Below are 25,825 nucleotides of genomic sequence, written 5' to 3' on the forward strand. Positions count from 1 at the left end.
AGGGCGGGCTGCCCGGCCGTGCGACGGATCCGCCCTTCCGTAGGATCCGCCCTTCCGTAAGGGTTTCTGGCGGTCCGTCAGGGTGTGACGGCCACCGGGGCGCCAAGGCCACCGGGGCGGGGAGGTCCTCTCGCGCGGGGCCGGTTCCGGCGGGCCCCGCGCCCACACGAACGCGGTCCGGCGGACGGCTGTCGAAGCCATCCGCCGGACCGCGTGCGACGGGAGAAATGAAAGGCGGTCAGGCCGCCCGCTCTTGTTCCTGCTCCTGCTCCACCTGCGCGTTCCAGTCCCGCTTGACCGCGCGCCACGCCTCGTCGGTCTGGCCGAGCCGCCAGTAGCCCGAGATATGCAACTGCTCGCGCGGCACCTGCCGTTCCAGCCGCAGATGACGCCGCAGCTCCTTCACGAAGGCCGCCTCGCCGTGCACGAAGGCGCACACCCGGCCTTCGGGGAAGTCCAGTTCGGACACCGCGGCCACCAGCGCCTCGCCGACGGGACGGCCCTCGCGGTGCAGCCACCGGACCTCGACTCCGTCGGGAGCGGTGAGCTTCAGCTCCTCCCCGGCGTCCTCGACCTCCACGAAGGCGTGGACGACCGCGCCGGCGGGCATCCGCTCCAGAGAGGCGGCGACCGCGGGGAGCGCGCTCTCGTCACCCACCAGCAGATGCCAGTCGGCCGCCGGATCGGGGGCGTAACCCCCGCCGGGACCGATGATCCACATCGGCTCGCCGATCCGGGCGCGGGCCGCCCACGGGCCCGCGAGCCCCTCGTCGCCGTGGACCACGAAGTCGATCACCAGCTCACGGTCGGCCTCGTCCCAGCTCCGCACCGTGTACGTGCGGTTGGCCGGCCACTGGTCGCGCGGGAACTCCGCCCGGATCCGCTCGAGGTCGAACGGCTCCGGATACGCGACGCCCCGCGGCGGGAACAGCAGCTTCACATAGTGATCGGTGTACCCCTCGAGGGAGAAGCCGGCCAGCCCCTCCCCGCCGAGGACGACACGCGTCATATGCGGGCTGAGCCGCTCGGTGCGGACCACACGCGCCTCGTACGGCGTCGGTGACTTACGGGCCGGTCGGTCTGCCACGGCGGTCTCCCTGAACTCGTGCACTGCTGAACTCATGCTTGGCTTAGGCTTGCCTAAGTTAACACTCGAGTCCTGAAACCTCAGCACGGGAACAGCGGACGATCCATCGCCCGGAACGCGGGGCTCCGGGAAATCAGGCCCGCGGGGCTCCGGGGGAGCGGGCCCTCGGCGCTCCGCGGAATCAGGCCCGCAGCGTGGTCAGCAGCCGCTGGAGCGCGCCGCCGAGACCCCACCGCGCCGCCAGCGCGTCGAGCGCCGCCGGATCGCGCGGCCCGGACGGCAGCGCCGGGTCGAACGCGGGCAGCGGTACATCCGACGCCACGCGTACCACCTTCGGCGCCACCGCCACATAGTCCCTGGCCTCGTCCAGCCGCTTGCGCTGCGACGGCGTCAGCCGGGACGCCGGATCGTCGACGGCGGCCATGATCCCGGGCAGATCGCCGAAGGCGTCCAGCAGCTTGGCCGCCGTCTTCTCCCCGATGCCGGGCACCCCCGGCAGCCCGTCGCTCGGATCGCCGCGCAGCAGCGCCAGATCCACATAGCCGGGGCCGTCCACGCCGTACTTCTCCCGCAGCCACGCCTCGTCCGTCGTCTGGAGCGTCCCGACCCCCTTCAGCGGGTACAGCACCCGCCGCCCACGGGCGTCGTCCACCAACTGGTAGAGGTCGCGGTCGCCGGTGACGATGTCGACCGGGCCGGTGGCCCTCGCGGTCAGGGTGCCGATGACATCGTCCGCCTCGTACCCGTCCACGCCCACACGGGCGACCCCGAGCGCGTCCAGCACCTCCGCGATCACCGGGACCTGGGGGGCGAGGGTGTCCGGGGTCTCCTCCTCGTCCGGGCCCGTCGGGGTCTCGACGGCCACCCGGTGCGCCTTGTACGAGGGGATCAGTTCGACCCGCCAGTGCGGCCGCCAGTCGTTGTCCCAGCAGGCCACCAGATCGTCCGGATGATGGTCCTGCACCAGTCGGGTGATGAAGTCGAGCAGTCCGCGCACCGCGTTCACCGGGGTGCCGTCCGGGGCGCGGACCGAGTCGGGGACCCCGAAATAGGCCCGGAAGTACAGGGAAGCGGTGTCGAGGAGCATCAGGCGTCGCGTCACACCCCGATGATGCCGCAGCGCACCGACAGCGGCGGGCAGCCACCGGCCGGGAACCCTGCGAGTATCGGTCGCCGCCGTTCTTCCCGGTCCCTGACCAGCACAGTTGCGTGATGTGAGTCACTGTTGCGTTTGATGCGTGAGGTCGGGGGCAGGCGCGAGCCCGGAGCGGACCCGGATGCGACGCCACGCGTCGTGCCGGGAAGCGGGCGGAACCCGTCGTGCTCCACGGTCTGCCGACGGGGGAGGCAGACCGTTTCCCGTTCTACGCGTGAGGTGTATGTGTCCAGGCTTCAGGCCGAGCATGTGTACAAGGTGTTCGGCAAACGACCCGATGACGCGGTACGCAGGCTCGAAGGCGGCGCCGACCGCGACGAGCTGCGTGCCGACGGCACGACGGCGGCGGTGATCGACGCTTCGTTCACCGTGGAGCCGGGCCGGACGTTCGTCGTCATGGGTCTGTCCGGATCCGGCAAGTCCACCTTGCTGCGCATGCTGAACGGCCTGCTCGCGCCCACCGCGGGCCGTGTCCTGTTCGACGGCCAGGACCTCACCGCCCTGAGCCCGCGTGAGCTGCGGACCGTGCGCTCCCGGAAGATCAGCATGGTCTTCCAGCACTTCGCGCTCTTCCCCCACCGCAGCGTCCTGGAGAACGCCGGTTACGGCCTCGAGGTGCAGGGCGTCGACCGTCGCGAACGCGACCGGCGCGCCGCCGAAGCGCTCGGCATGGCGGGGCTCGCGGGCTGGGAGGACTCCTGGCCCGACGAGCTGTCCGGCGGTATGCAGCAGCGCGTCGGACTCGCCCGCGCGCTCGCGACGGACGCCGATCTGCTGTTGATGGACGAGTCCTTCAGCGCGCTCGACCCGCTGATCCGCCGCGATATGCAGGACCAGCTCCTCGAACTCCAGAAGACGCTGAAGAAGACCATCGTCTTCATCACCCACGACCTCAACGAGGCCATGCGGCTCGGCGACGGCATCGCGGTCATGCGGGACGGCCGCATCGTCCAGACCGGCACCGCAGAGGAGATCCTCGTCGACCCGGCCGACGACTATGTCGCCTCCTTCACCCGTGACGTCGATCGCTCACGGTTCCTCACCGCGGGCGCGATCATGACCGGCCCCGAGTCCGCGTACGCGGCCGGCGGCGGCGGGCCGAGGAGCGCGGCCGACGTCCTGGCCGCCGCGCCCGCCGCCGTCCCGGCCGACACGCCGATCACCGAGTTGTTCGCCCCCTGCTCGGCCAGCGGGGCGGCCGTCGCCGTCACCTGCGCGAAGGGCGGGCTGATCGGAGTCGTCACACGGTCCCGGCTGCTGGCCGCCCTCGGCGACACGACCCCCGACCCGTCCCCCCGGACACCGTCCGGTCCGTCCCCGCGGCGGGCACCGTCCGGACCCCCGTCCCCGTCGCGAGGCCGTGGTCACGCCCAGGCGGTGGCCGGTGCCTAGGCTCCCGCTCGGCGACTGGGTCGACAGCGGTGTCGAATGGCTCCAGTCCCACCTCACCTGGCTCTTCGACGCCGTCAGCTCGCTCGTCACCGGGATGTACGACGGCCTCGACGCGGTCCTCTCCGCGCCCGAGCCGCTGCTTTTCGGCGGGATCCTCGCTGTCCTCGCCTGGTGGCTGCGCGGACTGCTGCCCGGAGTGCTCGCCTTCGCGGGCTTCGCGCTCATCGACTCGGTCGGGCTGTGGGACGAGGCGATGGCGACGCTCTCCCTGGTGCTCGTCGCCACGGTCGTCACCCTGGCGATCGCCGTTCCGGTCGGCATCTGGGCCTCCCGCTCCAAGGCGGTCAGCGCTCTCATCAGGCCGGTCCTGGACTTCATGCAGACGATGCCCGCCATGGTCTATCTGATCCCCGGCATCATCTTCTTCGGCGTGGGCGTGGTTCCGGGCATCATCGCCACCATCGTGTTCGCCCTGCCACCCGGCGTACGGATGACCGAACTCGGCATCCGCCAGGTCGACGAGGAACTCGTCGAGGCCGCCGAAGCCTTCGGCACCACCCCGCGCGACACCCTGCTGCGGGTACAGCTCCCACTGGCGCTGCCCACGATCATGGCCGGCGTCAACCAGGTGATCATGCTGGGTCTGTCCATGGTCGTCATCGCGGGCATGGTCGGCGGCGGCGGGCTCGGCGGCGCCGTCTACAGCGCCATCGGCAATGTCGACATCGGCCTCGGCTTCGAGGCGGGCGTCTCCATCGTCGTCCTCGCCATGTACCTCGACCGGATCACCGGCGAGCTGGGCCGCCAGGTCTCCCCGCTCGGCCGCCGGGCGATCGCCGCGGCGGCCTCCGCGGCCGGCGGCCGAAAGATCTGGAACCGCCGCCCGCAGACCTCCTTCGCGGTCGTCGGCGTCGTCGTCCTCGCGCTCGTCGCGGGCGGGATGAGCCTCTTCGGCCCCGCCGCCCCCGCCACCGGGTCCGCCGCCGGGGCGTCCGACATCGGCAAGGGCGAGAAGCTCAGCATGGGCTACATCCCCTGGGACGAGGCCATCGCCTCGACGTTCCTGTGGAAGGAGATCCTGGAACAGCGCGGCTTCGAGGTCGACGTCCGGCAACTGGAGACCGGCGCCCTCTACACCGGCATGGCGAACGGTCAGATCGACTTCCAGACCGACTCCTGGCTGCCCATCACCCACGCCTCCTACTGGGAGAAGTACGGCGACAGGCTCGAAGACCTCGGATCCTGGTTCGGCCCGACCTCCCTGGAGCTGTCGGTCCCCTCCTATGTGAAGGGCATCGACTCGCTCGACGACCTCAAGGGCCGGTCCGCCGAGTTCAAGGGCCGGATCATCGGCATCGAGCCGAGCGCCGGAATGATGGGCCTCCTCAAGGACAAGGTCCTCAAGGAGTACGGCCTGGAGGGCGAGTACAAGGTCGTCGACGGCTCGACGCCCGGCATGCTCGCCGAGCTGAAGCGCGCCTACGCCAAGCAGGAACCGATCCTCACCACGCTCTGGTCCCCCCACTGGGCGTACAGCACCTACGACCTGAAGAAGCTCAAGGACCCGAAGGGGTCATGGGGCAAGGGCGACGGCGTGCACACCCTCGCGCGCGACGGCTTCTCAGAGGACCACCCCCAGGCCGCGAAGTGGCTCAAGGACTTCCGTATGACCGAGAAGGAGCTCACGGGTCTGGAGGCCGAGATCCAGCGCTCCGGCAAGGGCAGGGAACAGGACGCCGTACGCACCTGGCTGAAGGCGAACCCCGGCTTCGTGGACCGGGTGGCCCCGGCCTCCCGGTAGGTTCTGTCACGCAGCGGAACGGGGCGGTCCCCGCCAGTGGCGGCGACCGCCCCGTCCGGCTGTCCTCCCACCGGTACCGCTTCGGGACCTCTGCGCGGGGGAAGCCGCGCCGGAAGCTGCGTAAGGTTGTACAGAACGCAGGAAGGGGAGCCCGGCGCATGGACGCTGACGCCAAGGACGGCAAGGACCCGAAAGAGACCGAGCGTCTTCGGGTGGGCACCGCCGTGCGCAGGCGGCGGAGGGCGCTCGACCTCACCCTCGCCTCGGTCGCGGAGCGCAGCGGGCTCTCCGTACCGTTCCTCAGCCAGATCGAGAACGACCGCGCCCGCCCCAGCGTCCGCTCCCTCCAGCGGGTCGCCGACGCCCTGGAGACGACGACCGGAAAGCTGATGGCCGCGTCCGACGCCGCTCGCACCGTCGCCGTCGTCCGCGCGGATCCCGACCGGATCCCGACGGTGCCGAGGGCCCGGCGGCTGGTCCGGGGACGGCACCAGCTGGAAGCCCTGGAGTTCAGCGGCGAACACGACACCGAAGGCGAGTTCCAGCACCGCAACGACGAACTGATGTACATCGCGGACGGCATCGTGGAGGTCGAGGCGGAGGGCCGCGCCTACCGGCTGGGCCGTGGTGACACCCTGTTCCTGTCCGGTGGCGTACGGCATCGCTGGCGGGCCACCGGCACGGAGACCCGCATCCTAGTCGTCACGGTCGCCGAGCACATCGAGTCGCCGCCGGAAACCTAGGGTTGTCCGTTCGGATCGGGCCGGTTCAGGGAGCGGGGCCGTCTGGACGGGTGTCTCCCTGGCGAGTGAGCGGATGGGGTGCGCTGGGGTCGGGGGGCGGTGCAGGGCGAGCGACCGGATGGGTGCGCGGGTGTCTGTGCGTCGGTGGGTGACCGGTAGGGGTGTGCTGTGTACGCGGACCACGCCGAACGCTACCCCCGCGTCCCCCTCGGCGAACTCCGCGCCGCCGGAGCCCGGCTGCTCGTCCTGCCCGACGAGCCGTACCGCTTCACCGCGTCCGACGGGCCGGAGGAGTTTCCGGATCTGCCCGCCGCACTCGTCAGCGGTCGTCATCTCACCTGGTACGGGCCGTCGCTCACCGAGGCCCCGGCCGTGCTCGGCGCGGCGCTGCGAGCAGCTCTCCGCTGAGGAGGCCGCGTACGGTGAGGACCCCGGACACTGCCCAGGCCGTCACCAGCAGCCCGTACAACCCGGCGGCGAGCCAGCCGAACGCCGCGAACTCCGTACGGTGAGCCAGGCTCGCGGCGCCCGTCACACAGGTGCCGACGGGAAAGGTGAAGGCCCACCAGGTCATCGAGAACCGCATCCCCCGGCGCGCGGCCCGCACCACCAGCGCACCGGCCAGCGCCAGCCACAGCACGGCGAACCCCATCACCGAGACCCCGTACAGCACGGCGAGCGGGCCCGCGTAGGGGGCGGCTGTGACATACGGGGCCATGTCCGCCATATGGCCCACGGCGGTCGTGGACTGGCCGAGCGGCCCCAGCACCAGAAAGAGCGCCGGGGTCGCCGCGAGCGGCAGCGGCCCCTGGTGGACCAGCCGGGAGAACACCACCGGAAGGATCATCAGCGTCGCCAGCAGGCTGATCCCGAACATCGCGCAGCTCCCCAGCAGCATCGCCGCACGCCACTGGCCGGACGGCAGATGCGGCACGAGCTGGGGACCGAAGGAGGCCGCGACCATGGGGCCCACCACCGGCAGCAGCCACACGGGCGAGGCCGTGCCCGGCGCGATCCGGTGGCGCGCGATCATCAGATACGGGACGGCGACGGCCGCCGCCAGCCCCACCGCCGTCCCGGCGGCGAAGAGCCCCAGGGCGATCGCGACGGCCGCGCGCTCGCCGATCAGCTCCCGGCCGACGGAGAGCGCGCCCATGCCCACCGCCAGCAGGGCCATGGACAGACAGCCGTAGAAGGGTGCCACCGCCGGGTCGAGGAGATCGGCGCGTGCCTGGTCACGGTGGTGGATCCAGTGCCCGGCACGGGCGCACAGCATCAGGCCGAGCAGCAGGGCGGACACCGCCCAGACCGCGACCAGCACGGCGGAGGGCACGGGAAGGCGGAGCGCCGCGCCCGCGTTGGCGACGACCGCGGTGCCCATGACGGTCGCGTACCAGTTGGGTCCGACGCGGCGGAGGGATGGCAGCCGTACGGGGGACGAACGGGCGCGGACACGCGGGTGCACGGCGGTGACCATGACCTCACTCTCGGGCCGTGAGCCGCCTCCCACCAGGGATGTTGTTCCTATGACCCCATAAGCTGGACTAATGAGCATGGGTGATCAGTGGGTGCCGCTCGCGCACCGGGTACCGGACTTCGGCGCGCTGGAGCTGCTCATCGCGATCGCCCGCCACGGCAGCCTCGGGCTGGCCGCGCGGGAACTCGGCATCACCCAGCCCGCCGCGAGCGGCCGCGTCCGTTCCATGGAACGCCGGCTCGGCGTCGCCCTGGTCGACCGCTCCCCGCGCGGGTCGCGGCTCACCGAGGCGGGGGTGCTCGTCACGGACTGGGCGCGGCGGGTGGTCGAGGCGGCGGAGGCGTTCGACGCGGGGACGCGGGCGCTGCGGGGAGACAGGGACTCCCGGCTACGGGTCGCCGCGTCCATGACCATCGCGGAGTATCTGCTGCCGGGCTGGCTCATCGCGCTCCGGGCGCACCGCCCGGACACGGCGGTCTCCCTGATGGCCGACAATTCGGCGGCGGTCGCCGCGCACCTGCTCGCGGGCGAGGCCGACCTCGGTTTCGTGGAGGGCCTCGCGGTCCCCGAGGGCCTGGACGGAGCCGTCATCGGACACGACCGCCTGATCGTCGTGGCCGCGCCGGGACACCCCTGGACCCGCCGCCGTACCCCGCTTCCCGCCGGGGAGCTGGCCCGGACCCCCCTGATCCTCCGGGAGTACGGGTCCGGCACCCGTCAGGTGCTCGACTCGGCTCTCGCGGGGTACGGCGGCCTGGCCGATCCCCTGCTCGAACTGGCCTCCACCACCGCGGCCAAGGCGGCGGCGGTGAGCGGCGCGGGCCCCGCGGTCCTGAGCGAGCTGGCCGTGCGGGAAGAACTCTCCTCCCGCCGTCTGGTCGAGGTCCGCGTCCCGGACATCAGTCTGGACAGGTCCCTGCGCGCCGTCTGGCGGCGCTCCCAGAAGCCCACGGGGGCCGCCCGTGACCTGCTGGGCCTGACGCGCACCGCGTCGGCCTGACCCGCACCGCGTCGGGCCGTCCGGACAGCAGGGGCCGGTACGGGCCCTGCCCCAGGTCCGTCCGTCACCGCCGACGGCTCACGCCCCGCCCGTCGCCTCGATCAGCGCGGCCATCACCGCGGTGTCGTCCCCCATCTCGGGGTGCCACTGGACCCCCAGCGCCCACCCCGCGTCCGCGAGTTCCACCGCCTCCACCGTCCCGTCGTCCGCGTGCGCGCCGGCGATGAGGGGCGGGGCCAGACGGGCCACGGCCTGGTGGTGGTAGGTGGGGACCCGGACCGGCTCGGGGGCGATGGCGGCGTAGCGGGTGCCCGCTACCGGGGTCACGGTGTGGACGCCGAAGACGCCCACGTCCTTGGTGTGGCCCTCCAGATGCTGGATCAGGGTGCCGCCGAGCGCCACGTTCAGCAACTGCATCCCGCGGCAGATTCCCAGCAGGGGCGTTCCCGTGGCCAGGGCCGCGTGGATCAGCGCCAGTTCCCAGGCGTCCCGGTCTCGCGAGGGCGGGCCGGTACGGGGGTCGGGCTCGGCCCCGTACCGTGCTGGTTCGACGTCCCCGCCGCCCGCGATGACCAGGCCGTCCAACCGGGCCACGACGGCGTCGGCCGACGCGGCGTCCGCGTCCGGCGGGAGCATCGCCGCGAGCCCGCCCGCCCGCTGGATCAGTGACGGATAGGCGGCGGGCAGCAGGGCGGCGGGCATCTCCCACACGCCCCAGGCGGCCGGGGTGAGATAGGTCGTGACGCCGATGAGCGGCTTGGGCACGGTGACTCCGTTCTCTTCGACCGGGTCGGGCCCGGTCGATTCCGTTCTCGTTCTCGTTCACGTACTTGTTCGCGTTCCGTCTTGTTCCGTTCAGCCCCGCTGCCGTCAGCCCCGCTGCCGTCAGTCCAGCTGCCGTCAGTCCCGCTGGAGTTCCGCCTCGGCCGCCGCGAGCGCCGCGAACTCCTCCTCCGGGGCTCTGGCCACCAGATGACGGCGACTGTAGAGCGCGAAGTAGGCGAGGGCGACCGCGTAGACGACCAGCGCGATCAACGCGGCGTCCTTGTCCACCAGGAACGTCGCCACCAGCGCGGACAGTGCCAGCACGAAGGCGACGGACGAGGTCAGGACGCCGCCCGGAGTGCGGTACGGGCGGACGAGCCCCGGCTCGCGGCGGCGCAGGACGATATGGGAGAGCGCCATGAGCGCGTAGCTGATAGTCGCTCCGAAGACCGCCATGTTCAGCATCCGCGCGCCGTCGCCGGTGGACGCGGCGAGCGCGAACCCGATGGCGCCGGGGATCAGCAGCCCCAGGTAGGGCGACTTGCGGCGGTTGGTGAGCGAGAGGAACCGGGGCAGATATCCGGCGCGGGAGAGGGCGAAGAGCTGGCGGGAGCCGGCGTAGATGAGCGAGAAGAAGGAGGCGACCAGCCCGGCGAGCCCCGCGTAGTTCACGAAGCGGCTCAGCGCGGTCGGATCGCCGTCGCCCTGGAGCGCCACCACCAGCGGGTTCCCGGCCTCCTGAATGGCCGCGGAGCCACGGGCGCCCGTGGCGGCGAAGAAGGTGAGGACGGCCAGCAGCACCAGGATCCCCATGGAGATCGAGAGCGCCTTCGGCATCGACCGTACGGGGTCCTTGGCCTCTTCCGCCGCGAGCGGGACGCCCTCGACCCCGAGGAAGAACCACATCCCGAACGGGAACGCCGCCCAGATCCCCAGCAGTCCGAACGGCAGCCAGGAGCCCGAGCCGAACGCCTCCTCGTCGACCGGGATGTCATCGAGGTTTCCCGCGCTGAAGTCGGTGAACGCGCCCACGGCGAAGATCAGCAGCGCGGCCACGGCGATGGCGGTCACGACCAGGCTGAAGCGCAGGGCCTCGCCGACGCCCCACAGATGAATGCCGATGAAGACCGCGAAGCAGGCCAGATACACCGGCCACCCCGACTCCAGGCCGAAGAGACCGAGGGATTCGACATAGTCGCCGATGAAGATCGAGATCGCGGCGGGCGCGAGGATGTACTCGATCAGGATCGCCGTACCGGTGAGGAATCCGCCCCAGGTGCCGAGCGCCCGCCGGGCGAAGCCGTAGCCGCCGCCCGCGGTGGGCAGGATGGCCGAGAGTTCGGCGAGGGCGAAGACGAGACAGGTGTACATCACGCCCATCGCCAGGGTGGCGATCGCGAGTCCGCCGAAACCGCCTTCGGACAGACCGATGTTCCAGCCGGAGAAGTCGCCGGAGACGACATAGGCCACTCCGAGCCCGGTGAGCAGCAGCCATCCCGCGCTGCCTCTGCGCAGCATGCGGCGTCTCAGATAAGCGTCGTCGGGGTGGGTGTCGGCTGGGAAGGGAGACTTCTGTGTGGTGCCTTCGGCCATGGGTCACTCCCGGCATTCAAAGGTTTGTGCGGACACCATTGCGGTCCGTCTCCGAATGCGCAAGCCCCTTGCGTCAAGCCGCTGTCGTCGCCGGGCCCCTCCCCGCTACGACAGAAAGCCCCGCAACAGCGCCGCCGTCCCCTCGCAGTGCTCCCGCATGACCTCCCGCGCGCCGTCCGCGTCCCCTTCGAGCACCGCTTCCACCACGGCCGCGTGCTGCTGCTGCGAGTGCTCCAGATTCCGTACGAGCAGCGGGATGCAGTCCAGGAGGTCGTTGAGCGTCGCCCGTACCGCCGCGTACTGGGCCCTCAGACTCGGCGACCCGGAGAGTTCGGCGAGCGTCAGATGCAGCAGGGTGTCCTGGCGCCGGTACTCGTTCAGGGGAGCGTCGTGCGTCGCCGTGAGGGCCGTACGCAGCCGCCGCGCGCCGTCCTCCGTCAGCCCGTGCGCCGCGCACAGCCCCGCGCCCCCGACCTCCAGTACCTCGCGGAACCGCAGGGTGTCCTCCACGTTCACCCCGGCCACCCGCCGGCGCAGCTCGTCCTCGCCGTGCGCGTCGGGGCGGCTGAGGACGAACGTTCCGCCGTACCGGCCGCGCCTGCTCTCCACCAGTCCCTGATCGGTGAGGACCTTCAGCACCTCGCGCAGCGTGACCCGGCTGATCCCCATCCGCTCGGCCAGCTCGCGCTCCGCCGGCAGCCGCTCCCCGCCGGGCACGAGCCCGAGGCGCAGCAACTGGAGGATCTGCTCCAGGGCTTCCTCGAACCCGTTGCCCGCGCGCACGGGGCGGAGCACGGGGGTGAGGCGGTCTTCCCCGGGCGTGCCCGCACCCGTACCCGCACCCGCACCCGCACCTGTCGCCGTACCCGCACCCGTACCCGTGGCCGCGAGTACGCCCGGAACGCCTCCGGCGGCCGAGACGCCCTCGTCGCCCTCGTCCCCCTCGGTGCTTTCGTCGCACTCGATCCGCTCGATGTCCGCGGGACCGGCCGGATCCGCCGCGTCCGGGGGGTTCGCCGCGTTCGCCGCGTCATTCGTCTTCGCCACGTCGACGTTTCCTCTTCCCATTCAATGGTCTTCAGTAATACCTTATGGCTCTCGGCTGATCCAAGGAGGCACAATCCCGTGGCAGACCGCAAACCCCCGCTCGGGGTCGAGGAACTGCGCGTCCTCGTCTCGAACGGCGTGATCGACACCGTGGTGCTCGCCTTCCCGGACATGCAGGGGCGGCTTCAGGGGAAGCGGTTCGCCGCCCCGTTCTTCCTGGACGAGGTCCTGGAACACGGCACCGAGGGCTGCAACTACCTTCTCGCCGTCGACACCGACATGAACACCGTCGACGGCTACGAGATGTCCTCGTGGGAGCGCGGCTACGGCGACTTCGCCATGCACCCCGACGTCACCACCCTGCGCCGGATCCCCTGGCACGAGGGCACTGCGCTGCTCATCGCCGACCTCGCCTGGAGCGACGGCACGCCCGTCGTCGCGGCCCCGCGCCAGGTGCTCCGCCGCCAGCTGGAGCGGCTCGCGGAGCTGGGCCTCACCGCACGGGTCGGCACCGAGCTGGAGTTCATCGTCTTCAAGGACACCTACGAACAGGCATGGGACCGCGACTACCGCGGACTGACCCCGGCCAACCAGTACAACATCGACTACTCCGTCCTCGGCACCGGACGGATAGAGCCGCTCCTGCGCCGGATCCGCAACGACATGACCGTCGCCGGGCTCACCGTCGAGTCCGCCAAGGGCGAATGCAACCCCGGCCAGCACGAGATCGTCTTCCGCTACGACGACGCCCTGGTCACCTGCGATCAGCACGCCGTCTACAAGACCGGCGCGAAGGAGATCGCCTCCCAGGAGGGCGTCTCGATCACGTTCATGGCCAAGTACAACGAGCGTGAGGGCAACTCCTGCCATATCCACCTCTCGCTCGCCGACTCCGAGGGGAACGGGGTGATGGCGGGCGACGGGCCGGGCGGCATGTCCCCGCTCATGCGCCACTTCCTCGCCGGACAACTGGCCGCGCTGCGCGACTTCTCCCTTCTGTACGCGCCCAACATCAACTCGTACAAGCGATTCCAGCCCGGCACCTTCGCCCCGACCGCCGTCGCCTGGGGATACGACAACCGCACCTGCGCGCTCCGGGTCGTCGGACACGGCCGTTCCCTGCGCTTCGAGAACAGACTGCCGGGCGGCGACGTCAACCCCCACCTCGCCGTCGCCGGACTGATCGCGGCGGGCCTGTACGGGATCGAGAACGAACTGGAGCCGCCCGAGGAGTGCACCGGGAACGCGTACACGGCGGGCCACGCACAGGTGCCCACCACCCTGCGCGACTCCGCCGGACTCTGGGAGGAGAGCCCGATCGCCAGGGCGGCCTTCGGCGAGGAGGTCGTCGCGCACTATCTGAACATGGCGCGGATCGAACTCGCCGCCTTCGACGCCGCGGTCACCGACTGGGAGCTGCGCCGCTCCTTCGAACGCCTGTGAAGCCCGTCTGCTCACCGCAGCCCCGATGTCTGTGAGGAACGTCTTGCCGTACACGCACCACGAGGTTCTCAACCCCGCGACGGGCGAGGTCGTCCGCAAGGTCGCCGCGACGACGGCCGCCGAGGTCGACACCGCCGTCGCCCGCGCCGCCACGGCCCAGCGGAGCTGGGCGGCGGCCGCCCCCGCCGACCGGGCCCGGCTGCTGCGCCGCTTCGCGACCGTCGTCGACGAGCACCGGGAGGAACTGGCCCGGCTGGAGGTCGAGGAGGCCGGACACCTCATCGGCAACGCCCGCTGGGAAGCGGGCAACGTCCGCGACCTCCTCGACTTCGCCGCCGGGGGAGTCGAGCGCCTGAATGGCCGTCAGATCCCCGTCGCGGGCGGCCTCGACATCACCCTCCTCGAACCCCTCGGCGTCGTCGGCGTGATCGCGCCCTGGAACTTCCCCATGCCGATCGCCGCCTGGGGCGCCGCGCCCGCTCTCGCGGCCGGAAACGCCGTACTCCTCAAGCCGGCGGAGACGACCCCCCTGACCGCGCTCAGACTGGCCGAACTCGCCCTGGAGGCAGGACTGCCGGACCAGCTCTTCCAGGTCCTTCCGGGCGCGGGCGACGTCGCGGGCGAAGCGCTCGTCCGGCACCCGGGCGTCGCCAAGATCGTGTTCACCGGCTCCACCCGCGTGGGCAAGCGGATCATGGCGATCTGCTCGGAGCAGGTGAAACGGGTGACCCTCGAACTCGGCGGCAAGAGCCCCAACATCGTCTTCGCCGACTCCGACCTCGAAGCGGCCGCCGCCGCCACCCCCATGTCCTTTCTGGACAACAGCGGCCAGGACTGCTGCGCCCGCACCCGCATCCTCGTGCAGCGCTCGGTGTACGACCGCTTCCTGGAACTGCTCACACCCGCGATCGAGTCGGTCGTCGTCGGCGACCCCGCCGACGAGCGGACCGCGATGGGCCCGCTGATCTCACGTGCCCAGCTGGACAGGGTCCGCTCGTACGTCCCCGACGACCTGCCCGGCATCCGGGGCGCCGCCCCCGACGGGCCCGGCTTCTGGTTCCCCCCGACCGTCCTCACCGATATCGCGCCCGATGCCCCGGCCGCCCGCGAGGAGGTCTTCGGACCGGTCGCGGCGGTCCTGCCCTTCGACGACGAGGCCGACGCGATCCGGCTGGCCAACTCCACCGAATACGGACTCTCGGGCTCCATCTGGACTCGTGACCTCGGCCGCGCCGTCCGCGTCTCCCGCGCGGTCCAGGCGGGCAATCTCTCCGTCAACTCCCACTCCAGCGTCCGCTACTCGACTCCGTTCGGGGGCTGGAAACAGTCCGGACTCGGCCGCGAACTCGGCCCGGACGCCCTCACCGCCTTCACCGAGACCAAGAACGTCTACTTCAGCACGGAGGTCTGAGCACCCATGACCGAGGCACCCAACACCGGGACCGAGCAGGTCTGCCGCCGCCTGGTGGGCCGTACGGCCGTCATCACCGGCGCGGGCAGCGGTATCGGGCTGGCGACCGCACGCCGACTCGCCTCCGAGGGCGCGAACGTCGTCTGCGGCGACATCGACGAAGAAGGCGGCAAGGCCGCGGCCGACGAGGTGGGCGGCACCTTCGTCCGCGTGGACGTCACCGACGCCGAACAGGTGGAGGCGCTGTTCCGGACGGCCTTCGAGACCTACGGCTCCGTCGACATCGCCTTCAACAACGCGGGCATCTCACCGCCCGACGACGACTCGATCCTCACCACGGGCCTCGACGCGTGGAAGCGGGTCCAGGACGTCAACCTCACCTCCGTCTACCTGTGCTGCAAGGCCGCCATCCCCTATATGCGGCGCCAGGGCCGGGGCTCCATCATCAACACCGCCTCGTTCGTGGCGATCATGGGAGCCGCGACCTCCCAGATCTCGTACACCGCCTCCAAGGGCGGCGTCCTCGCCATGTCACGCGAACTCGGCGTCCAGTTCGCCCGCGAGGGCATCCGGGTGAACGCCCTCTGCCCCGGCCCCGTCAACACCCCGCTGCTCCAAGAGCTCTTCGCCAAGGACCCGGAGCGGGCCGCGCGCAGACTGGTGCACATCCCGGTCGGGCGGTTCGCCGAGGCGGACGAGATCGCCGCCGCCGTGGCCTTCCTCGCCAGCGACGACTCCTCGTTCGTCAACGCGACGGACTTCCTCGTCGACGGCGGCATCGCGGGCGCGTACGTCACGCCTCTGTAGCCCCACCCGTCGACCCGTCCTCACCCCGACGCCCCAGCACCCCCGGGACGCCCCAGCACCCCCGGGGCCGGGGCGAGGACGGCGACTCCGGCGGGTGCGACCGGTCCCGGACCCCGCCGCACCGGCCTCCCGTACGCCTGCGGGCTGTTCACCGGCTGACGCCGCGGACCGGCTGACGCCGCAGCCAGCCGTCCCCGGACGCTACAGAAACGTCCGCCCCTCGCCCCGGTACGTCGGCACGCTCCCGACCACCCGGTCACCCTCGACCAGTTCCAGCGTGTCGAAGCGCTCGCACAGCTCCCCGGCCTTCGCGTGCCGGAACCACACCTTGTCGCCGATCAGCAGATCGTCGGCGGGGGAGCCGAGCAGCGGAGTCTGCACCTCGCCCGCGCCCTCCCGCGGGTCGTAGCGCAGTCCTTCCGGCAGATACGGAACCGGCAGCCGGTCCCGGCCCGCCGCACCGGACGCCGGGTAGCCGCCGCCGAGCACGGTCACCACCCCTACACCGGGCCGGCGCACGACCGGCAGGGCGAAGAGCGCGGCCGGACGGCCGGAGAAGGACGTGTAGTCGTCGAACAGCCGCGGAACATACAGCCCGGAACCGGCCGCGATCTCGGTCACCGCGTCCTCGGCGGCCGTGTGCTGCACGCTTCCCGTGCCGCCGCCGTTCACGAACTCCAGATCCGGCGTCACCGCCCGCACCACCGCGGCCCGCCGCTCCGCCAGCTCCGTACGCGCCGCCCGCTGCATCAGCCGAACCGCCGCCGAACGCACCGGACTTCCCGCGACCGAGTCGCCGACCCCGGCGATATGCCCCTCGTACGCCATCAGCCCCACCAGCCGGAACCCCGGACGACGGGCGACCGACCGCGCCAGCCCGGCGAGTTGCGCCGGCTCCCGCAGCGGCGAACGGCGCGCCCCGATCCTCACCCGGCCACCGAGGAGACGCAGCGCGGTGTCCATCTCCAGACAGACCCGGATCTCCTCCTTGCCGCCCGCCCTCGCCCGGTCGATCCACTCCAGCTGCGCCGTGTCGTCGACCATCACGGTCACCGCGGCGGCCAGCTTCGGATCGCCCGCCAGCTCCGCGAACCCGCTCCGGTCCGCCGACGGATACGCCAGCAGCACATCCCCGAACCCCGCCCGCGCCAGCCACAGCGACTCGGCCAGCGTGAACGACATGACCCCCGCGAACCCGTCCCTGGCGAGCACCCGCTCCAACAGTGCGCGGGAGCGCACGGACTTGCTCGCCACCCGGACGGGCTTGCCCCCGGCCCTGCGCACCAGATCGTCCGCGTTGGCGTCGAACGCGTCGAGGTCGACCAGGGCGAGCGGTGCGTCGAGATGGACGGTGGCACGGTCGAAACGGGCCCGGTCGGCTGCGCGGGGAGTCATGTCCTGAGCTTGCCAGACCGGATTACCACCGGGTAGGGGGATGTTCTGGGCAGATCCCCACGGAGCCCCGTTCTCGGTGCCGCGGGCCCCGTTCGAACCCGTAGAGTGACGCAGACGCGGCGACGAACGGGCCTGCTCCCAGGGGCGGTCCGTCGCCGTACGGGCACGAGAGACGGGGGTCGGCATGAGCACGGAGGCACCACGCCCTCCCGGCCCACCCGACGACACACCCCCGCACCCGCCGCACCCTCAGCGGTCCCGCATCACGGACGCGCTCCGCTCCCCGGACCCGCCCCGGCCATCGGGCATCGCCGCGCTCCTGCCCCACACGGACACGCCGGACGACGGGCGACACACACTCCCGCCCCGCCCGGACGCGGCCCCCCGACCGGACCCGAGCGGCGACACGTCCGGCTCCGCCGGCTCCGCGTCCGGCGACCGTCCTCCCGTGCCGCCGCGCCCCCCGACACCTCCGGCCCGGCCGGGCCACGGCCCCGCGCCGTCGTACGCCCCCGGCCCCCCGCCGAACAGCCCGCGGCGCGCTTCCGGCGCGAGCCGCCCCGCGCCCCGGGAGCCGGGCACACCTCGCCCGGCCGTGTCCGCCGATCGGGACGAGGACACCCGTCGGCTCCGCGAGGACTCCCCGGCCGCCCCCGACCGCCCCTCGGCCCCTCCCCGGCCCACCGCGCCCCCCGCCGGGCCGAGTACGCCCCGGCCGGGGACGCCCGTGCCCGACGAGGACACCCGCCGCCTGCGCGCCGAACCTCCGGGAGCCGGCGCGGCAGCCGGCGTCCACACCGGCGCACCGCCCCCGCGATCCCCGGCCGCACCGCCCGACGCGCCGGGAACACCACCCGCCGCGAGCACCGGGCCGGTGCCACAGCGTCCCCCGAACGGTCCGAGCGGTCCGGCCACCCCGGACTCCCCGCGCCCCACGGCCCCGCCCGTCCCCCCGGCGGCCCCGCCCCGGCCAGACACCCCGCCGACGGAGACCACCACCCGGCTGAGGCGCGCCGCCGCGCCCCGAACCGCCGCACCGGACGGCGGATGGAGTCCGTGGACATCGACCGCTGGGCCCGGCCCCGCACCGGGCGCCGCGTCCGACGCCGGACGGATCCCATGGCCGCCGCCCGAGCGGCCCGGCGAGGTGACCACCCGGCTGCGCCCGATACGCACGCGCCGTCCGGGCCGCGCCCTCGGCGCCGTCGCCTGCGCCGTCCTCGGGCTCGGGATGATCGGCGGCGCGATCACCGCCGGCTGGCTCATCCGTGACTCCAGCGCCGAGACCGCGGCCGAGACCGCCTACGGCAAGGGCCACACCCTCTGGCACACCGCCCCCGTGGACACCCTCTTCCCGCGCACGCTCAAGGGCGACAACGCGGGACCGGGCCGAGCGGACCGGATCTGGACACGGGTCGCCGTCGCCCCCGACAGCGACTGCGCGACCGCGCTCGCCCCCCTGCTCGTCACCACACTGAAGCCCGTCGGCTGCGCCCGCGTGCTCCGCGCCACCTACACCGACGCGACCTCCACCAACGTCACCACCGTCGGCATGGTCTTCACCGAGGCAGAAGCGGACGACATGAAGGCCCTGAAGGCCCGCTTCGCACGGGAGAGCCTCGCCGAGCGCCCCGATCTGATGCCCCGCGCCTTCCCCGCCGAGGGCACCGTCGCCGCCCGGTTCGGCGACCGGCAGCGCGCGAGCTGGGCCATCACGGTCCTCACCGAAGCACCCGTCGTCCTCTACGCGGTCTCGGGATTCGCCGACGGCCGCCCGGTCGCCGATCCGCAGCCCGCCGCCGCGGCCCAGGCCAGGGGAGCGACCTCCGCGCCCGCGCAGGCCGGGCTCGGCCATGAGGCGAAGGGACTCGCGGAGGGCATCGGACGGACGCTGACCAGAACCCTCACCCCGCCGGCCACGGAGCCCCCGAAATGACCGGAACGACCACAGCCCGCCGCCGTCGCCGGAGGGTGGCCGCGATCGCCGCGGCCACGCTGTTCACCCTCCTCCCGTCGGTCCCCGCGCACGCCGACGGCATCCGGGCCCAGCAGTGGGGCCTCGAGGCCCTGAACGCGGACGAGGTCTGGCGTACGACCAAGGGCGCGGGCATCACGGTCGCCGTGCTCGACACGGGCGTCGACGACCAGCACCCCGATCTGAAGGAGTCCGTGCTGCCGGGCAAGGACCTCATAGGCTTCGGCGCCTCGCGCGGCGACAGCGAATGGGCCCTCCACGGCACGGCCATGGCGGGCATCATCGCCGCCCACGGCCACGGCCTCGGCAACGAGGCCGGTGTCATCGGCATCGCGCCCGAGGCGAAGATCCTGCCCGTACGGGTCATCCTCGAAGGCACCGACGCGGCCCGCCAGAAGGCCCGCGGGTCCCGCAGCAACGCGCTCGCGGAAGGCATCCGCTGGGCCGCCGACCAGGGCGCGGACGTCATCAACCTCTCCCTCGGCGACGACAGCGAGTCCGCGCGCGCGGACTCGGGCGAGGACGCGGCCGTCCAGTACGCCCTCGCCAAGGGCGTCACCGTCGTCGCCTCCGCCGGGAACGGCGGAGAGAAGGGCGACCACATCTCGTACCCCGCCGCCTATCCGGGGGTGATAGCGGTCACCGCGGTCGACCGCTTCGGCAACCGCGCGCCGTTCTCCACGCGCCGCTGGTACGCCACGGTCAGCGCGCCCGGCGTCGACGTGGTGATACCGGAACCGGACGGGAAGTACTACCAGGGCTGGGGCACCAGCATCGCCGCCGCGTTCGTCTCGGGCGCGGTCGCCCTCGTACGCTCCGCCCACCCCGGACTGACCCCCGCGCAGATCAAGCAGCTCCTCATCGACACGGCGGGCGACAGCCCCGGCGCGGGCCGGGACGACGCGCGCGGCTACGGCATGGTCGATCCGGCGGCCGCGATCAAGGCCGCGGCGAAACTCCGGCCGGGGGACCCCAAGGCGGCCACGGCGGGCTACACCAAGAAGTACTTCGGCCAGGGCCCCCGGACGTCGGCGTCCGACTCCGGTCCGGCCGCGTGGCTCGTCCCGCTCGTCGGCGGCCTCGGCGCACTGGCGCTCGCCGCCGCGACCGTCCTCTGGCGCGCCTCCCGCACCGGCGGCGTCTGAAGCCCCGGCTCCGGCAACGGGAACAGCCGTCGGCTCCGGCACCGCGGCACTCCACGGCGTCCGGTGCCCGGCCCACCCGCCGCCACCGGGAAGGCGCCCGGCCACTAGGCTCGACCCGTGGCGCTCAAGAACATTCCCGACCCCGGTTTCTCCGACGACGACGGCACCGCCGATCCACGGCTGGCGGCCGCGCTCGCCGCCTGGGCCGCGGACCGGACGGCCGAACGCCCGGTGCTGGAGGCGCTCTTGGGCGCACGACTGCTGATCCCCGTGGTCGCCCGGCTCGGCGAGGCCGAGACGGTCGAGGTCGCCGCGGGCAGCCCCGCGGCGAAGCCGGGACGGGTGCTGCGCCGGGAGAAGACCAGCGACATGGCCGTGCCGGTGCTGACCGCGGGGGACCGGCGGGCGCTGCCCGCGTTCACCTCGATCGAGTCGCTCCACCGCTGGGACCCCGGGGCCCGGCCCATCGCCGTACCGCTGGGCCGGGCGCTCCAGGCCGCCTCCCACGAGCAGGCCGACACCGTCGTACTGGATCTGGCCGGGCCCGTTCCCTATCAGCTGACCGGCTCCGCGCTGCTCGCGCTCGCCGAGGGCCGTACCAGCGCCGACCCGCTGGACGATCCGGCCGTCACCGGGGCGGTACGGGAGGTGGCCGCCGCCGAGCCCTCGGTGATCCGGGCCCATCTACTGCCGGGCGACACGGACGGCACCCTCGCCCTCGTGCTCGCCGAGGACGCCGACCCGGCCGGGGCCGCCCGCCGCGTCGCCGAAGCGCTCGCCGGCCATGACGTGCTGAGGGCCCGCCTGGTGCGGGGCCTCGACCTGGCGCTGCTGCCGGCCGCCGCCACCCCTCCGGGCGAGCCCTTCTTCGTACGGGAATGAAGCCGCGGTACGGGAATGAAGCCGCGCGCCCTCCGTCGGCGGAGGCCCCAGGGCCTCTCAGCCGTAGACCGGGCCGGTGTACTTCTCGCCCGGCCCCTGGCCCGGCGCGTCCGGCACCAGCGACGCCTCGCGGAACGCGAGCTGGAGGGACTTCAGCCCGTCACGCAGCGGCGCCGCGTGGAAGGAGCTGATCTCCGTGAACCCGGCGTCCAGCAGGCCCGCCAGCGCGTGCACCAGCTTGCGCGCCTCGTCCAGGTCCTTGTGCTCCGCGCCGTCCTCGGTGAGACCGAGCTTCACGGCGGCGGCGCTCATCAGATTCACCGCGACCGTGACGATCACCTCGACGGCGGGGACCTCCGCGATGTCGCGGGTCATGGCGTCGAAGTCGGCCGACTGTCCGGAGACGTCGGAAGCGGGGGTCGGTGTCGCGTCACTCATGACGGACACGATATGCCCCGGCGCGCACGACACGGCCGCGGCCACCGGTTAGCCGGTTCCGGCCGGAGCTGCTAACCTTGTGTGACGACCGGCTGGACACGTGTGTGTCCGGCCCACAAGTGGAGGCTCCGATCTCCCACCTGGCCGTCCTCCAGGACGGCGGGTCACCGGTCAGGCGCTGCCATCGTTCCGTACGGACGATGGAAGTCGCCCGATGCGCGCCCCGCGGCTCACCGCGGCGGTGCTCCGGTATTCGAGGAGCTGCCGCCTGTGTCCCGTCCGGGGCGTTTTCTCGTTCCGGCGCGGTTGGTCTCACAAACAGACGTTACGCGGCTGCCTCCCAGTCGGCCGCGTGGTGCTACCGAGGAGGATCCATCAGCGCCGAGCCCCGCATCAACGACCGGATTCGCGTTCCGGAAGTGCGGCTTGTCGGACCCAGCGGCGAGCAGGTGGGCATCGTCCCGCTCGCCAAGGCCCTTGAGCTCGCCCAGGAGTACGACCTCGACCTGGTCGAGGTCGCGGCGAACGCCCGGCCGCCCGTGTGCAAGCTCATGGACTACGGGAAGTTCAAGTACGAGTCGGCCATGAAGGCCCGTGAGGCGCGCAAGAACCAGGCGCACACGGTCATCAAGGAAATGAAGCTCCGGCCGAAGATCGACCCGCACGACTACGACACCAAAAAGGGTCACGTCGTCCGGTTCCTCAAGCAGGGCGACAAGGTCAAGATCACGATCATGTTCCGTGGCCGTGAGCAGTCCCGCCCCGAACTCGGCTTCCGTCTGCTCCAGCGTCTCGCTTCCGATGTCGAGGAACTCGGATTCATCGAGTCGAACCCGAAGCAGGACGGCCGGAACATGATCATGGTTCTTGGCCCGCACAAGAAGAAGACCGAAGCCATGGCCGAGGCGCGTGAGGCCCAGGCCGCACGCAAGGCAGACCGCGACGCGACGAAGGCTCACGCCGACGCGCCCGCGGAGACGCCCTCCGAGGGGTGACCCCGGGGGCCGCCCGCAAAGGCGCCCCGGGTCCCGCCCGGACCCAGAAACGAAGAGCCTGACGCTTCCGCACGCCGGTACCCGTGTGCCGGGGAAGCGCCACTGACGAGGAGATACGGCGCGATGCCGAAGAACAAGACGCACAGCGGTGCCAAGAAGCGCTTCAAGATCACCGGCTCCGGCAAGGTGCTCCGCGAGCGCGCCGGCAAGCGCCACCTGCTCGAGCACAAGCCGTCCACGTTGACGCGTCGCCTCTCGGGCAACGCCGAGATGGCTCCGGCCGACGCCAAGAAGATCAAGAAGCTTCTCGGCAAGTGACGTCGCTGCCGTCTCCGCTGGCGGAGACGGAGGTGCGACGTCTGGACCGGGACCCATTCGAATTCGGGCTGGGCCACTGACACCGTGGATTCCAGCCCCGCTACAAGGAGTTAACAAGTGGCACGCGTCAAGCGGGCAGTCAACGCCCACAAGAAGCGCCGGGCGATCCTGGAGCAGGCCAGCGGCTACCGCGGGCAGCGTTCGCGCCTGTACCGCAAGGCCAAGGAGCAGGTCACCCACTCGCTGGTCTACAACTACAACGACCGCAAGAAGCGCAAGGGCGACTTCCGTCAGCTGTGGATTCAGCGCATCAACGCCGCTGCCCGCCAGAACGGCATGACGTACAACCGCCTCATCCAGGGTCTGAAGGCCGCCAACATCGAGGTGGACCGCAAGATCCTCGCGGAGCTGGCCGTCAACGACGCCAACGCGTTCGCCGCGCTGGTCGAGGTCGCGCAGAAGGCCCTCCCGGCCGACGTCAACGCCCCCAGGGCCGCTGCCTGAGCCGTGTGCTCCCGAGCGCCGCGCGCGCTCCGGGGACACGCGCCGAGGCGCATACCTTCGGACCCGCAGGCACCCGCAGTTCACGGGCCTGCGGGTCCGGTGTGTCCGGCCGGGCGGCCGCCCTGCGGGCCGGCCGCCCGCGGAACCGGGCCGGGCCCGTTCAGGGCGTCCGTCCCGTGGAGTGCGCGCTCCTGCCCACACGGTCCGTACGGCGAAGAGCCCGCCCGCACCCCGCTCCCCATGAAAGTGAGCCCATGGCCGCTCCCGAGCTGATCTCCCCGCGTTCGTCCCGCGTCGCCGCCGCGCGAAGGCTGGCGCGGCGGAACTTCCGGGGCAAGGAGCGGCTCTTCCTCGCCGAGGGGCCGCAGGCGGTACGCGAAGCGGCCGGCCACCGGGCCGGCGGCACGCCCACGCTGGTCGAACTCTTCACCACCCTCGACGCCGCCGAGCGGTACGCCGACATCATCGGCGCGGCACGGGACGCCGGTGCCCGGGTGCACCTCGCGGACGAGACGGTGATCGCGGACATCTCCACGACCGTCACCCCGCAAGGGCTCGTCGGCGTCTGCCGGTTCCTGGACACGCCCTTCGAGGAGATCGTCCGGTCGGGGCCCACGCTGGTCGCCGTCCTCGCCCATGTGCGCGACCCCGGCAACGCGGGCACCGTGCTCCGGTGCGCCGACGCCGCCGGGGCCGACGCCGTCGTCCTCACCGACGCCTCCGTCGATCTGTACAACCCCAAGGCGGTACGCGCCTCGGTCGGCTCGCACTTCCATCTGCCCGTCGCCGTCGGCGTACCCGTCGAACAGGCCGTACGACGGCTGAGGGACGCCGGGGTACGGGTGCTCGCCGCCGACGGCGCGGGCGAGGACGATCTCGACGACGAACTCGACGCGGGCACCATGGGCGGGCCCACGGCATGGATCTTCGGCAACGAGGCATGGGGCCTGCCCGAGGAGACCAGGGCCCTCGCGGACGCCGTCGTACGCGTTCCCATCCACGGAAAAGCCGAGAGTCTGAACCTCGCGACCGCCGCCGCCGTATGTCTCTACGCCTCGGCGCGCGCCCAGCGCGCCGGTGGCGCTCGCTGAACGCGACGGCGGACCGACGCACCGGGCGGCGGCCCATCGCGGGGGACGGAGTCGCTCAGCGGCCTAGCACTGTCATACGGAACTAGTAGGGTGACGGGCCCGGTGGCCCAGTGCGCCGGTGGAGAGGTGGGGTACGGGCATGGCTGTCGGGACGAGCGGACCTGCAAAGACACGCGGGACGGTGCGGTGCTCCTCCGGCGATCCCGAGATATCGGCCATCGACCCGGACGACCTCCCCGACGGACTCGTCGTCGCCGATGAGACGGGCCGGGTGATCTGTTTCAACGCCGCCGCCACCAGGATCACCGCCGTCCCCCGCGCCGACGCCATCGGACTGCCCCTGGAGCGCGCCCTGCCGCTGGAGGACCTCAAGGGCCGGCGCTGGTGGGCGCTGACCGATCCGTACGGCGGGCTCGCCACCCGGGTCGGCCAGCCCGAGCGGTATCTGCTGCTCCCCGGCGGCCGTGAGGTCCTCGTCTCCGCCCGCTATGTCCGCGAGTACCCGACCGGGCCGATGCGCCGGCTCGTCGTCAGCCTGCGCGGCACCGAGGCCCGCCGCCGCAACGAGCGCAGCCACGCCGAGCTGATCGCCACCGTCGCCCATGAGCTGCGCTCCCCGCTCACCTCCGTCAAGGGGTTCACCGCGACCCTGCTCGCGAAGTGGGAACGCTTCACCGACGACCAGAAGCGGCTGATGCTGGAGACCGTCGACGCCGACGCCAACCGCGTCACCCGGCTGATCACCGAACTCCTCGACATCTCCCGCATCGACTCCGGACGCCTCGAAGTGCGACGCCAGCCCGTGAACATCGCCGCCGCCGTCGGACGCCATGTCCATGCCCATATAGCCAGTGGTCAGCGCCCCGACCGGTTCTTCGTCCGCATCCGGCGCGATCTGCCCGAGCTCTGGGCCGACCCCGACAAAATCGACCAGGTCCTCGGCAATCTGCTGGAAAACGCGGTGCGCCACGGCGAGGGAACCGTCACCATCGAAGTGGCGCCGGCAGCGGCGAAGGACGACGAGAAGGGCACGGCGGTCACCGTGAGCGACGAAGGCCCCGGCATCCCCGAGGAGTCGATGGGCCGTGTCTTCACCCGCTTCTGGCGGGGGAGCAAGCGTGGCGGGACGGGCCTCGGCCTCTATATCGTCAAGGGCATCGTCGAGGCGCACGGCGGTACGATCACCGTCGGCCGCGGACCCGGCGGCGGCGCCGAGTTCCGATTTATCCTGCCCGTCGGCGCTCCCGCCTATCTGGCCTGAGCAGCCCGCGGGCACCATCACAGGGCCCGGCCACCGGGCCAGGGGGACCGTCCCCGCAATCGCACCCCTCCGGCGACCTTTAGACTCGACCCTTGGCAC

The 25,825-nt window shown here is 72.2% G+C and carries 23 protein-coding genes and 1 pseudogene; 16 read left to right on the forward strand and 8 right to left on the reverse strand.

Annotation, left to right across the window (positions count from 1 at the left end):
• Positions 1-238: 238 nt before the first annotated feature.
• Together ACWEFL_RS10195 and ACWEFL_RS10200 are read right to left on the reverse strand one after the other, a co-directional pair.
• Entirely contained in the window at positions 239-1,087 is an 849-nt protein-coding gene (locus ACWEFL_RS10195) for a siderophore-interacting protein (RefSeq protein WP_451710072.1), read from the reverse strand.
• Between the two features lie 181 nt (positions 1,088-1,268).
• Positions 1,269-2,174, reverse strand: a complete 906-nt coding sequence (locus ACWEFL_RS10200) for a 5'-3' exonuclease (protein ID WP_451710428.1) — start codon at positions 2,172-2,174, stop codon at positions 1,269-1,271.
• A 294-nt stretch (positions 2,175-2,468) separates the two neighbouring features.
• Between ACWEFL_RS10200 and ACWEFL_RS10205 the strand changes: the two genes are divergently transcribed.
• The 4 genes and pseudogenes from ACWEFL_RS10205 to ACWEFL_RS10220 form a co-directional block, all read left to right on the forward strand.
• On the forward strand, positions 2,469-3,635 hold the full coding sequence (locus ACWEFL_RS10205; protein WP_451710074.1) for a quaternary amine ABC transporter ATP-binding protein: 1,167 nt from the start codon (positions 2,469-2,471) through the stop codon (positions 3,633-3,635).
• On the forward strand, positions 3,628-5,436 hold the full coding sequence (locus ACWEFL_RS10210; RefSeq protein WP_451710075.1) for an ABC transporter permease/substrate binding protein: 1,809 nt from the start codon (positions 3,628-3,630) through the stop codon (positions 5,434-5,436). Before ACWEFL_RS10205 ends, ACWEFL_RS10210 begins: the two co-directional genes overlap by 8 nt.
• A 158-nt stretch (positions 5,437-5,594) precedes the next feature.
• Entirely contained in the window at positions 5,595-6,179 is a 585-nt protein-coding gene (locus ACWEFL_RS10215; RefSeq protein ID WP_451710077.1) for a helix-turn-helix domain-containing protein, read from the forward strand.
• A 168-nt stretch (positions 6,180-6,347) separates the two neighbouring features.
• Positions 6,348-6,587: pseudogene (locus ACWEFL_RS10220) on the forward strand (helical backbone metal receptor); the annotation flags it as partial.
• Here ACWEFL_RS10220 and ACWEFL_RS10225 read toward each other — a convergent pair.
• Complete coding sequence (locus ACWEFL_RS10225; RefSeq protein ID WP_451710079.1) at positions 6,535-7,656, reverse strand: TDT family transporter; 1,122 nt, start codon at positions 7,654-7,656, stop codon at positions 6,535-6,537. The pseudogene ACWEFL_RS10220 and the gene ACWEFL_RS10225 overlap by 53 nt on opposite strands.
• 70 nt (positions 7,657-7,726) lie before the next feature.
• On the opposite strand from ACWEFL_RS10225, the gene ACWEFL_RS10230 reads away from it, so the two are divergent.
• Positions 7,727-8,656 (forward strand): LysR family transcriptional regulator, encoded by a 930-nt coding sequence (locus ACWEFL_RS10230; RefSeq protein ID WP_451710080.1) that lies wholly within the window; start codon positions 7,727-7,729, stop codon positions 8,654-8,656.
• A 78-nt stretch (positions 8,657-8,734) separates the two neighbouring features.
• Here the strand turns inward: ACWEFL_RS10230 and ACWEFL_RS10235 are convergent, their stop codons facing one another.
• The 3 genes from ACWEFL_RS10235 to ACWEFL_RS10245 all read right to left on the reverse strand — a co-directional run bounded on the left by ACWEFL_RS10235 (position 8,735) and on the right by ACWEFL_RS10245 (position 11,809).
• Entirely contained in the window at positions 8,735-9,421 is a 687-nt protein-coding gene (locus ACWEFL_RS10235) for a gamma-glutamyl-gamma-aminobutyrate hydrolase family protein (RefSeq protein WP_451710081.1), read from the reverse strand.
• 135 nt (positions 9,422-9,556) lie between these two features.
• Positions 9,557-11,014 (reverse strand): ethanolamine permease, encoded by a 1,458-nt coding sequence (gene eat / locus ACWEFL_RS10240; RefSeq protein WP_451710082.1) that lies wholly within the window; start codon positions 11,012-11,014, stop codon positions 9,557-9,559.
• Between the two features lie 105 nt (positions 11,015-11,119).
• Positions 11,120-11,809: a FadR/GntR family transcriptional regulator gene (locus ACWEFL_RS10245; RefSeq protein ID WP_451710430.1), complete on the reverse strand. Its 690-nt coding sequence runs from the start codon at positions 11,807-11,809 to the stop codon at positions 11,120-11,122.
• Between the two features lie 330 nt (positions 11,810-12,139).
• On the opposite strand from ACWEFL_RS10245, the gene ACWEFL_RS10250 reads away from it, so the two are divergent.
• From ACWEFL_RS10250 to ACWEFL_RS10260, 3 genes are read left to right on the forward strand one after another with little or no spacing between them, the layout of a single operon-like run.
• The gene (locus tag ACWEFL_RS10250; protein WP_451710083.1) at positions 12,140-13,504 is read left to right on the forward strand and encodes a glutamine synthetase family protein; all 1,365 of its coding nucleotides are present in this window, start codon (positions 12,140-12,142) and stop codon (positions 13,502-13,504) included.
• A gap of 25 nt (positions 13,505-13,529) precedes the next feature.
• Positions 13,530-14,915 (forward strand): aldehyde dehydrogenase family protein, encoded by a 1,386-nt coding sequence (locus ACWEFL_RS10255; RefSeq protein ID WP_451710084.1) that lies wholly within the window; start codon positions 13,530-13,532, stop codon positions 14,913-14,915.
• A 6-nt stretch (positions 14,916-14,921) separates the two neighbouring features.
• Positions 14,922-15,722: a 3-oxoacyl-ACP reductase gene (locus tag ACWEFL_RS10260; RefSeq protein WP_451710085.1), complete on the forward strand. Its 801-nt coding sequence runs from the start codon at positions 14,922-14,924 to the stop codon at positions 15,720-15,722.
• A 201-nt stretch (positions 15,723-15,923) separates the two neighbouring features.
• Here the strand turns inward: ACWEFL_RS10260 and ACWEFL_RS10265 are convergent, their stop codons facing one another.
• Positions 15,924-17,117: an amino acid deaminase/aldolase gene (locus ACWEFL_RS10265; protein ID WP_451710086.1), complete on the reverse strand. Its 1,194-nt coding sequence runs from the start codon at positions 17,115-17,117 to the stop codon at positions 15,924-15,926.
• 1,147 nt (positions 17,118-18,264) lie between these two features.
• Between ACWEFL_RS10265 and ACWEFL_RS10270 the strand changes: the two genes are divergently transcribed.
• The 3 genes from ACWEFL_RS10270 to ACWEFL_RS10280 all read left to right on the forward strand — a co-directional run bounded on the left by ACWEFL_RS10270 (position 18,265) and on the right by ACWEFL_RS10280 (position 21,119).
• Entirely contained in the window at positions 18,265-19,053 is a 789-nt protein-coding gene (locus ACWEFL_RS10270; protein ID WP_451710087.1) for a hypothetical protein, read from the forward strand.
• Positions 19,050-20,237, forward strand: a complete 1,188-nt coding sequence (mycP, locus tag ACWEFL_RS10275) for a type VII secretion-associated serine protease mycosin (protein ID WP_451710088.1) — start codon at positions 19,050-19,052, stop codon at positions 20,235-20,237. Before ACWEFL_RS10270 ends, mycP begins: the two co-directional genes overlap by 4 nt.
• Before the next feature lie 117 nt (positions 20,238-20,354).
• Complete coding sequence (locus ACWEFL_RS10280) at positions 20,355-21,119, forward strand: SseB family protein (protein WP_451710089.1); 765 nt, start codon at positions 20,355-20,357, stop codon at positions 21,117-21,119.
• A 57-nt stretch (positions 21,120-21,176) separates the two neighbouring features.
• On the opposite strand, the gene ACWEFL_RS10285 is transcribed toward ACWEFL_RS10280, so the two are convergent.
• Positions 21,177-21,557 (reverse strand): DUF1844 domain-containing protein, encoded by a 381-nt coding sequence (locus tag ACWEFL_RS10285; protein WP_451710090.1) that lies wholly within the window; start codon positions 21,555-21,557, stop codon positions 21,177-21,179.
• A gap of 374 nt (positions 21,558-21,931) precedes the next feature.
• Between ACWEFL_RS10285 and infC the strand changes: the two genes are divergently transcribed.
• From infC to ACWEFL_RS10310, 5 genes are all read left to right on the forward strand, one after another.
• Positions 21,932-22,552: a translation initiation factor IF-3 gene (gene infC / locus ACWEFL_RS10290; RefSeq protein ID WP_451710432.1), complete on the forward strand. Its 621-nt coding sequence runs from the start codon at positions 21,932-21,934 to the stop codon at positions 22,550-22,552.
• Between the two features lie 123 nt (positions 22,553-22,675).
• Positions 22,676-22,870 carry a 50S ribosomal protein L35 gene (gene rpmI, locus ACWEFL_RS10295; RefSeq protein ID WP_313947359.1) on the forward strand — a complete coding sequence of 65 codons (195 nt, stop codon included), beginning with the start codon at positions 22,676-22,678 and terminating at the stop codon, positions 22,868-22,870.
• Positions 22,871-22,987: 117 nt separating this feature from the next.
• Entirely contained in the window at positions 22,988-23,374 is a 387-nt protein-coding gene (rplT, locus tag ACWEFL_RS10300) for a 50S ribosomal protein L20 (protein ID WP_451710091.1), read from the forward strand.
• Positions 23,375-23,628: 254 nt separating this feature from the next.
• Positions 23,629-24,465, forward strand: coding sequence for a TrmH family RNA methyltransferase (locus ACWEFL_RS10305; protein WP_451710093.1), 837 nt, complete (start codon positions 23,629-23,631; stop codon positions 24,463-24,465).
• Between the two features lie 139 nt (positions 24,466-24,604).
• Positions 24,605-25,726 carry an ATP-binding protein gene (locus ACWEFL_RS10310; protein ID WP_451710094.1) on the forward strand — a complete coding sequence of 374 codons (1,122 nt, stop codon included), beginning with the start codon at positions 24,605-24,607 and terminating at the stop codon, positions 25,724-25,726.
• The last annotated feature ends 99 nt before the right edge of the window (positions 25,727-25,825 follow it).

Source organism: Streptomyces sp. NPDC004838 (genome assembly GCF_053600955.1).

Excerpts from the sequence above, each read along its gene's own strand:
- ACWEFL_RS10200 (WP_451710428.1), bottom strand. The coding sequence starts at position 2,174 with ATGCTCCTCGACACCGCTTCCCTGTACTTCCGGGCCTATTTCGGGGTC.
- ACWEFL_RS10225 (WP_451710079.1), bottom strand. The coding sequence starts at position 7,656 with ATGGTCACCGCCGTGCACCCGCGTGTCCGCGCCCGTTCGTCCCCCGTA.
- eat (WP_451710082.1), bottom strand. The coding sequence starts at position 11,014 with ATGGCCGAAGGCACCACACAGAAGTCTCCCTTCCCAGCCGACACCCAC.
- ACWEFL_RS10285 (WP_451710090.1), bottom strand. The coding sequence starts at position 21,557 with ATGAGTGACGCGACACCGACCCCCGCTTCCGACGTCTCCGGACAGTCG.
- ACWEFL_RS10255 (WP_451710084.1), top strand. The coding sequence starts at position 13,530 with ATGTCTGTGAGGAACGTCTTGCCGTACACGCACCACGAGGTTCTCAAC.
- ACWEFL_RS10265 (WP_451710086.1), bottom strand. The coding sequence starts at position 17,117 with ATGACTCCCCGCGCAGCCGACCGGGCCCGTTTCGACCGTGCCACCGTC.
- ACWEFL_RS10230 (WP_451710080.1), top strand. The coding sequence starts at position 7,727 with ATGAGCATGGGTGATCAGTGGGTGCCGCTCGCGCACCGGGTACCGGAC.
- mycP (WP_451710088.1), top strand. The coding sequence starts at position 19,050 with ATGACCGGAACGACCACAGCCCGCCGCCGTCGCCGGAGGGTGGCCGCG.
- ACWEFL_RS10260 (WP_451710085.1), top strand. The coding sequence starts at position 14,922 with ATGACCGAGGCACCCAACACCGGGACCGAGCAGGTCTGCCGCCGCCTG.
- rpmI (WP_313947359.1), top strand. The coding sequence starts at position 22,676 with ATGCCGAAGAACAAGACGCACAGCGGTGCCAAGAAGCGCTTCAAGATC.
- ACWEFL_RS10305 (WP_451710093.1), top strand. The coding sequence starts at position 23,629 with ATGGCCGCTCCCGAGCTGATCTCCCCGCGTTCGTCCCGCGTCGCCGCC.
- ACWEFL_RS10215 (WP_451710077.1), top strand. The coding sequence starts at position 5,595 with ATGGACGCTGACGCCAAGGACGGCAAGGACCCGAAAGAGACCGAGCGT.
- ACWEFL_RS10310 (WP_451710094.1), top strand. The coding sequence starts at position 24,605 with ATGGCTGTCGGGACGAGCGGACCTGCAAAGACACGCGGGACGGTGCGG.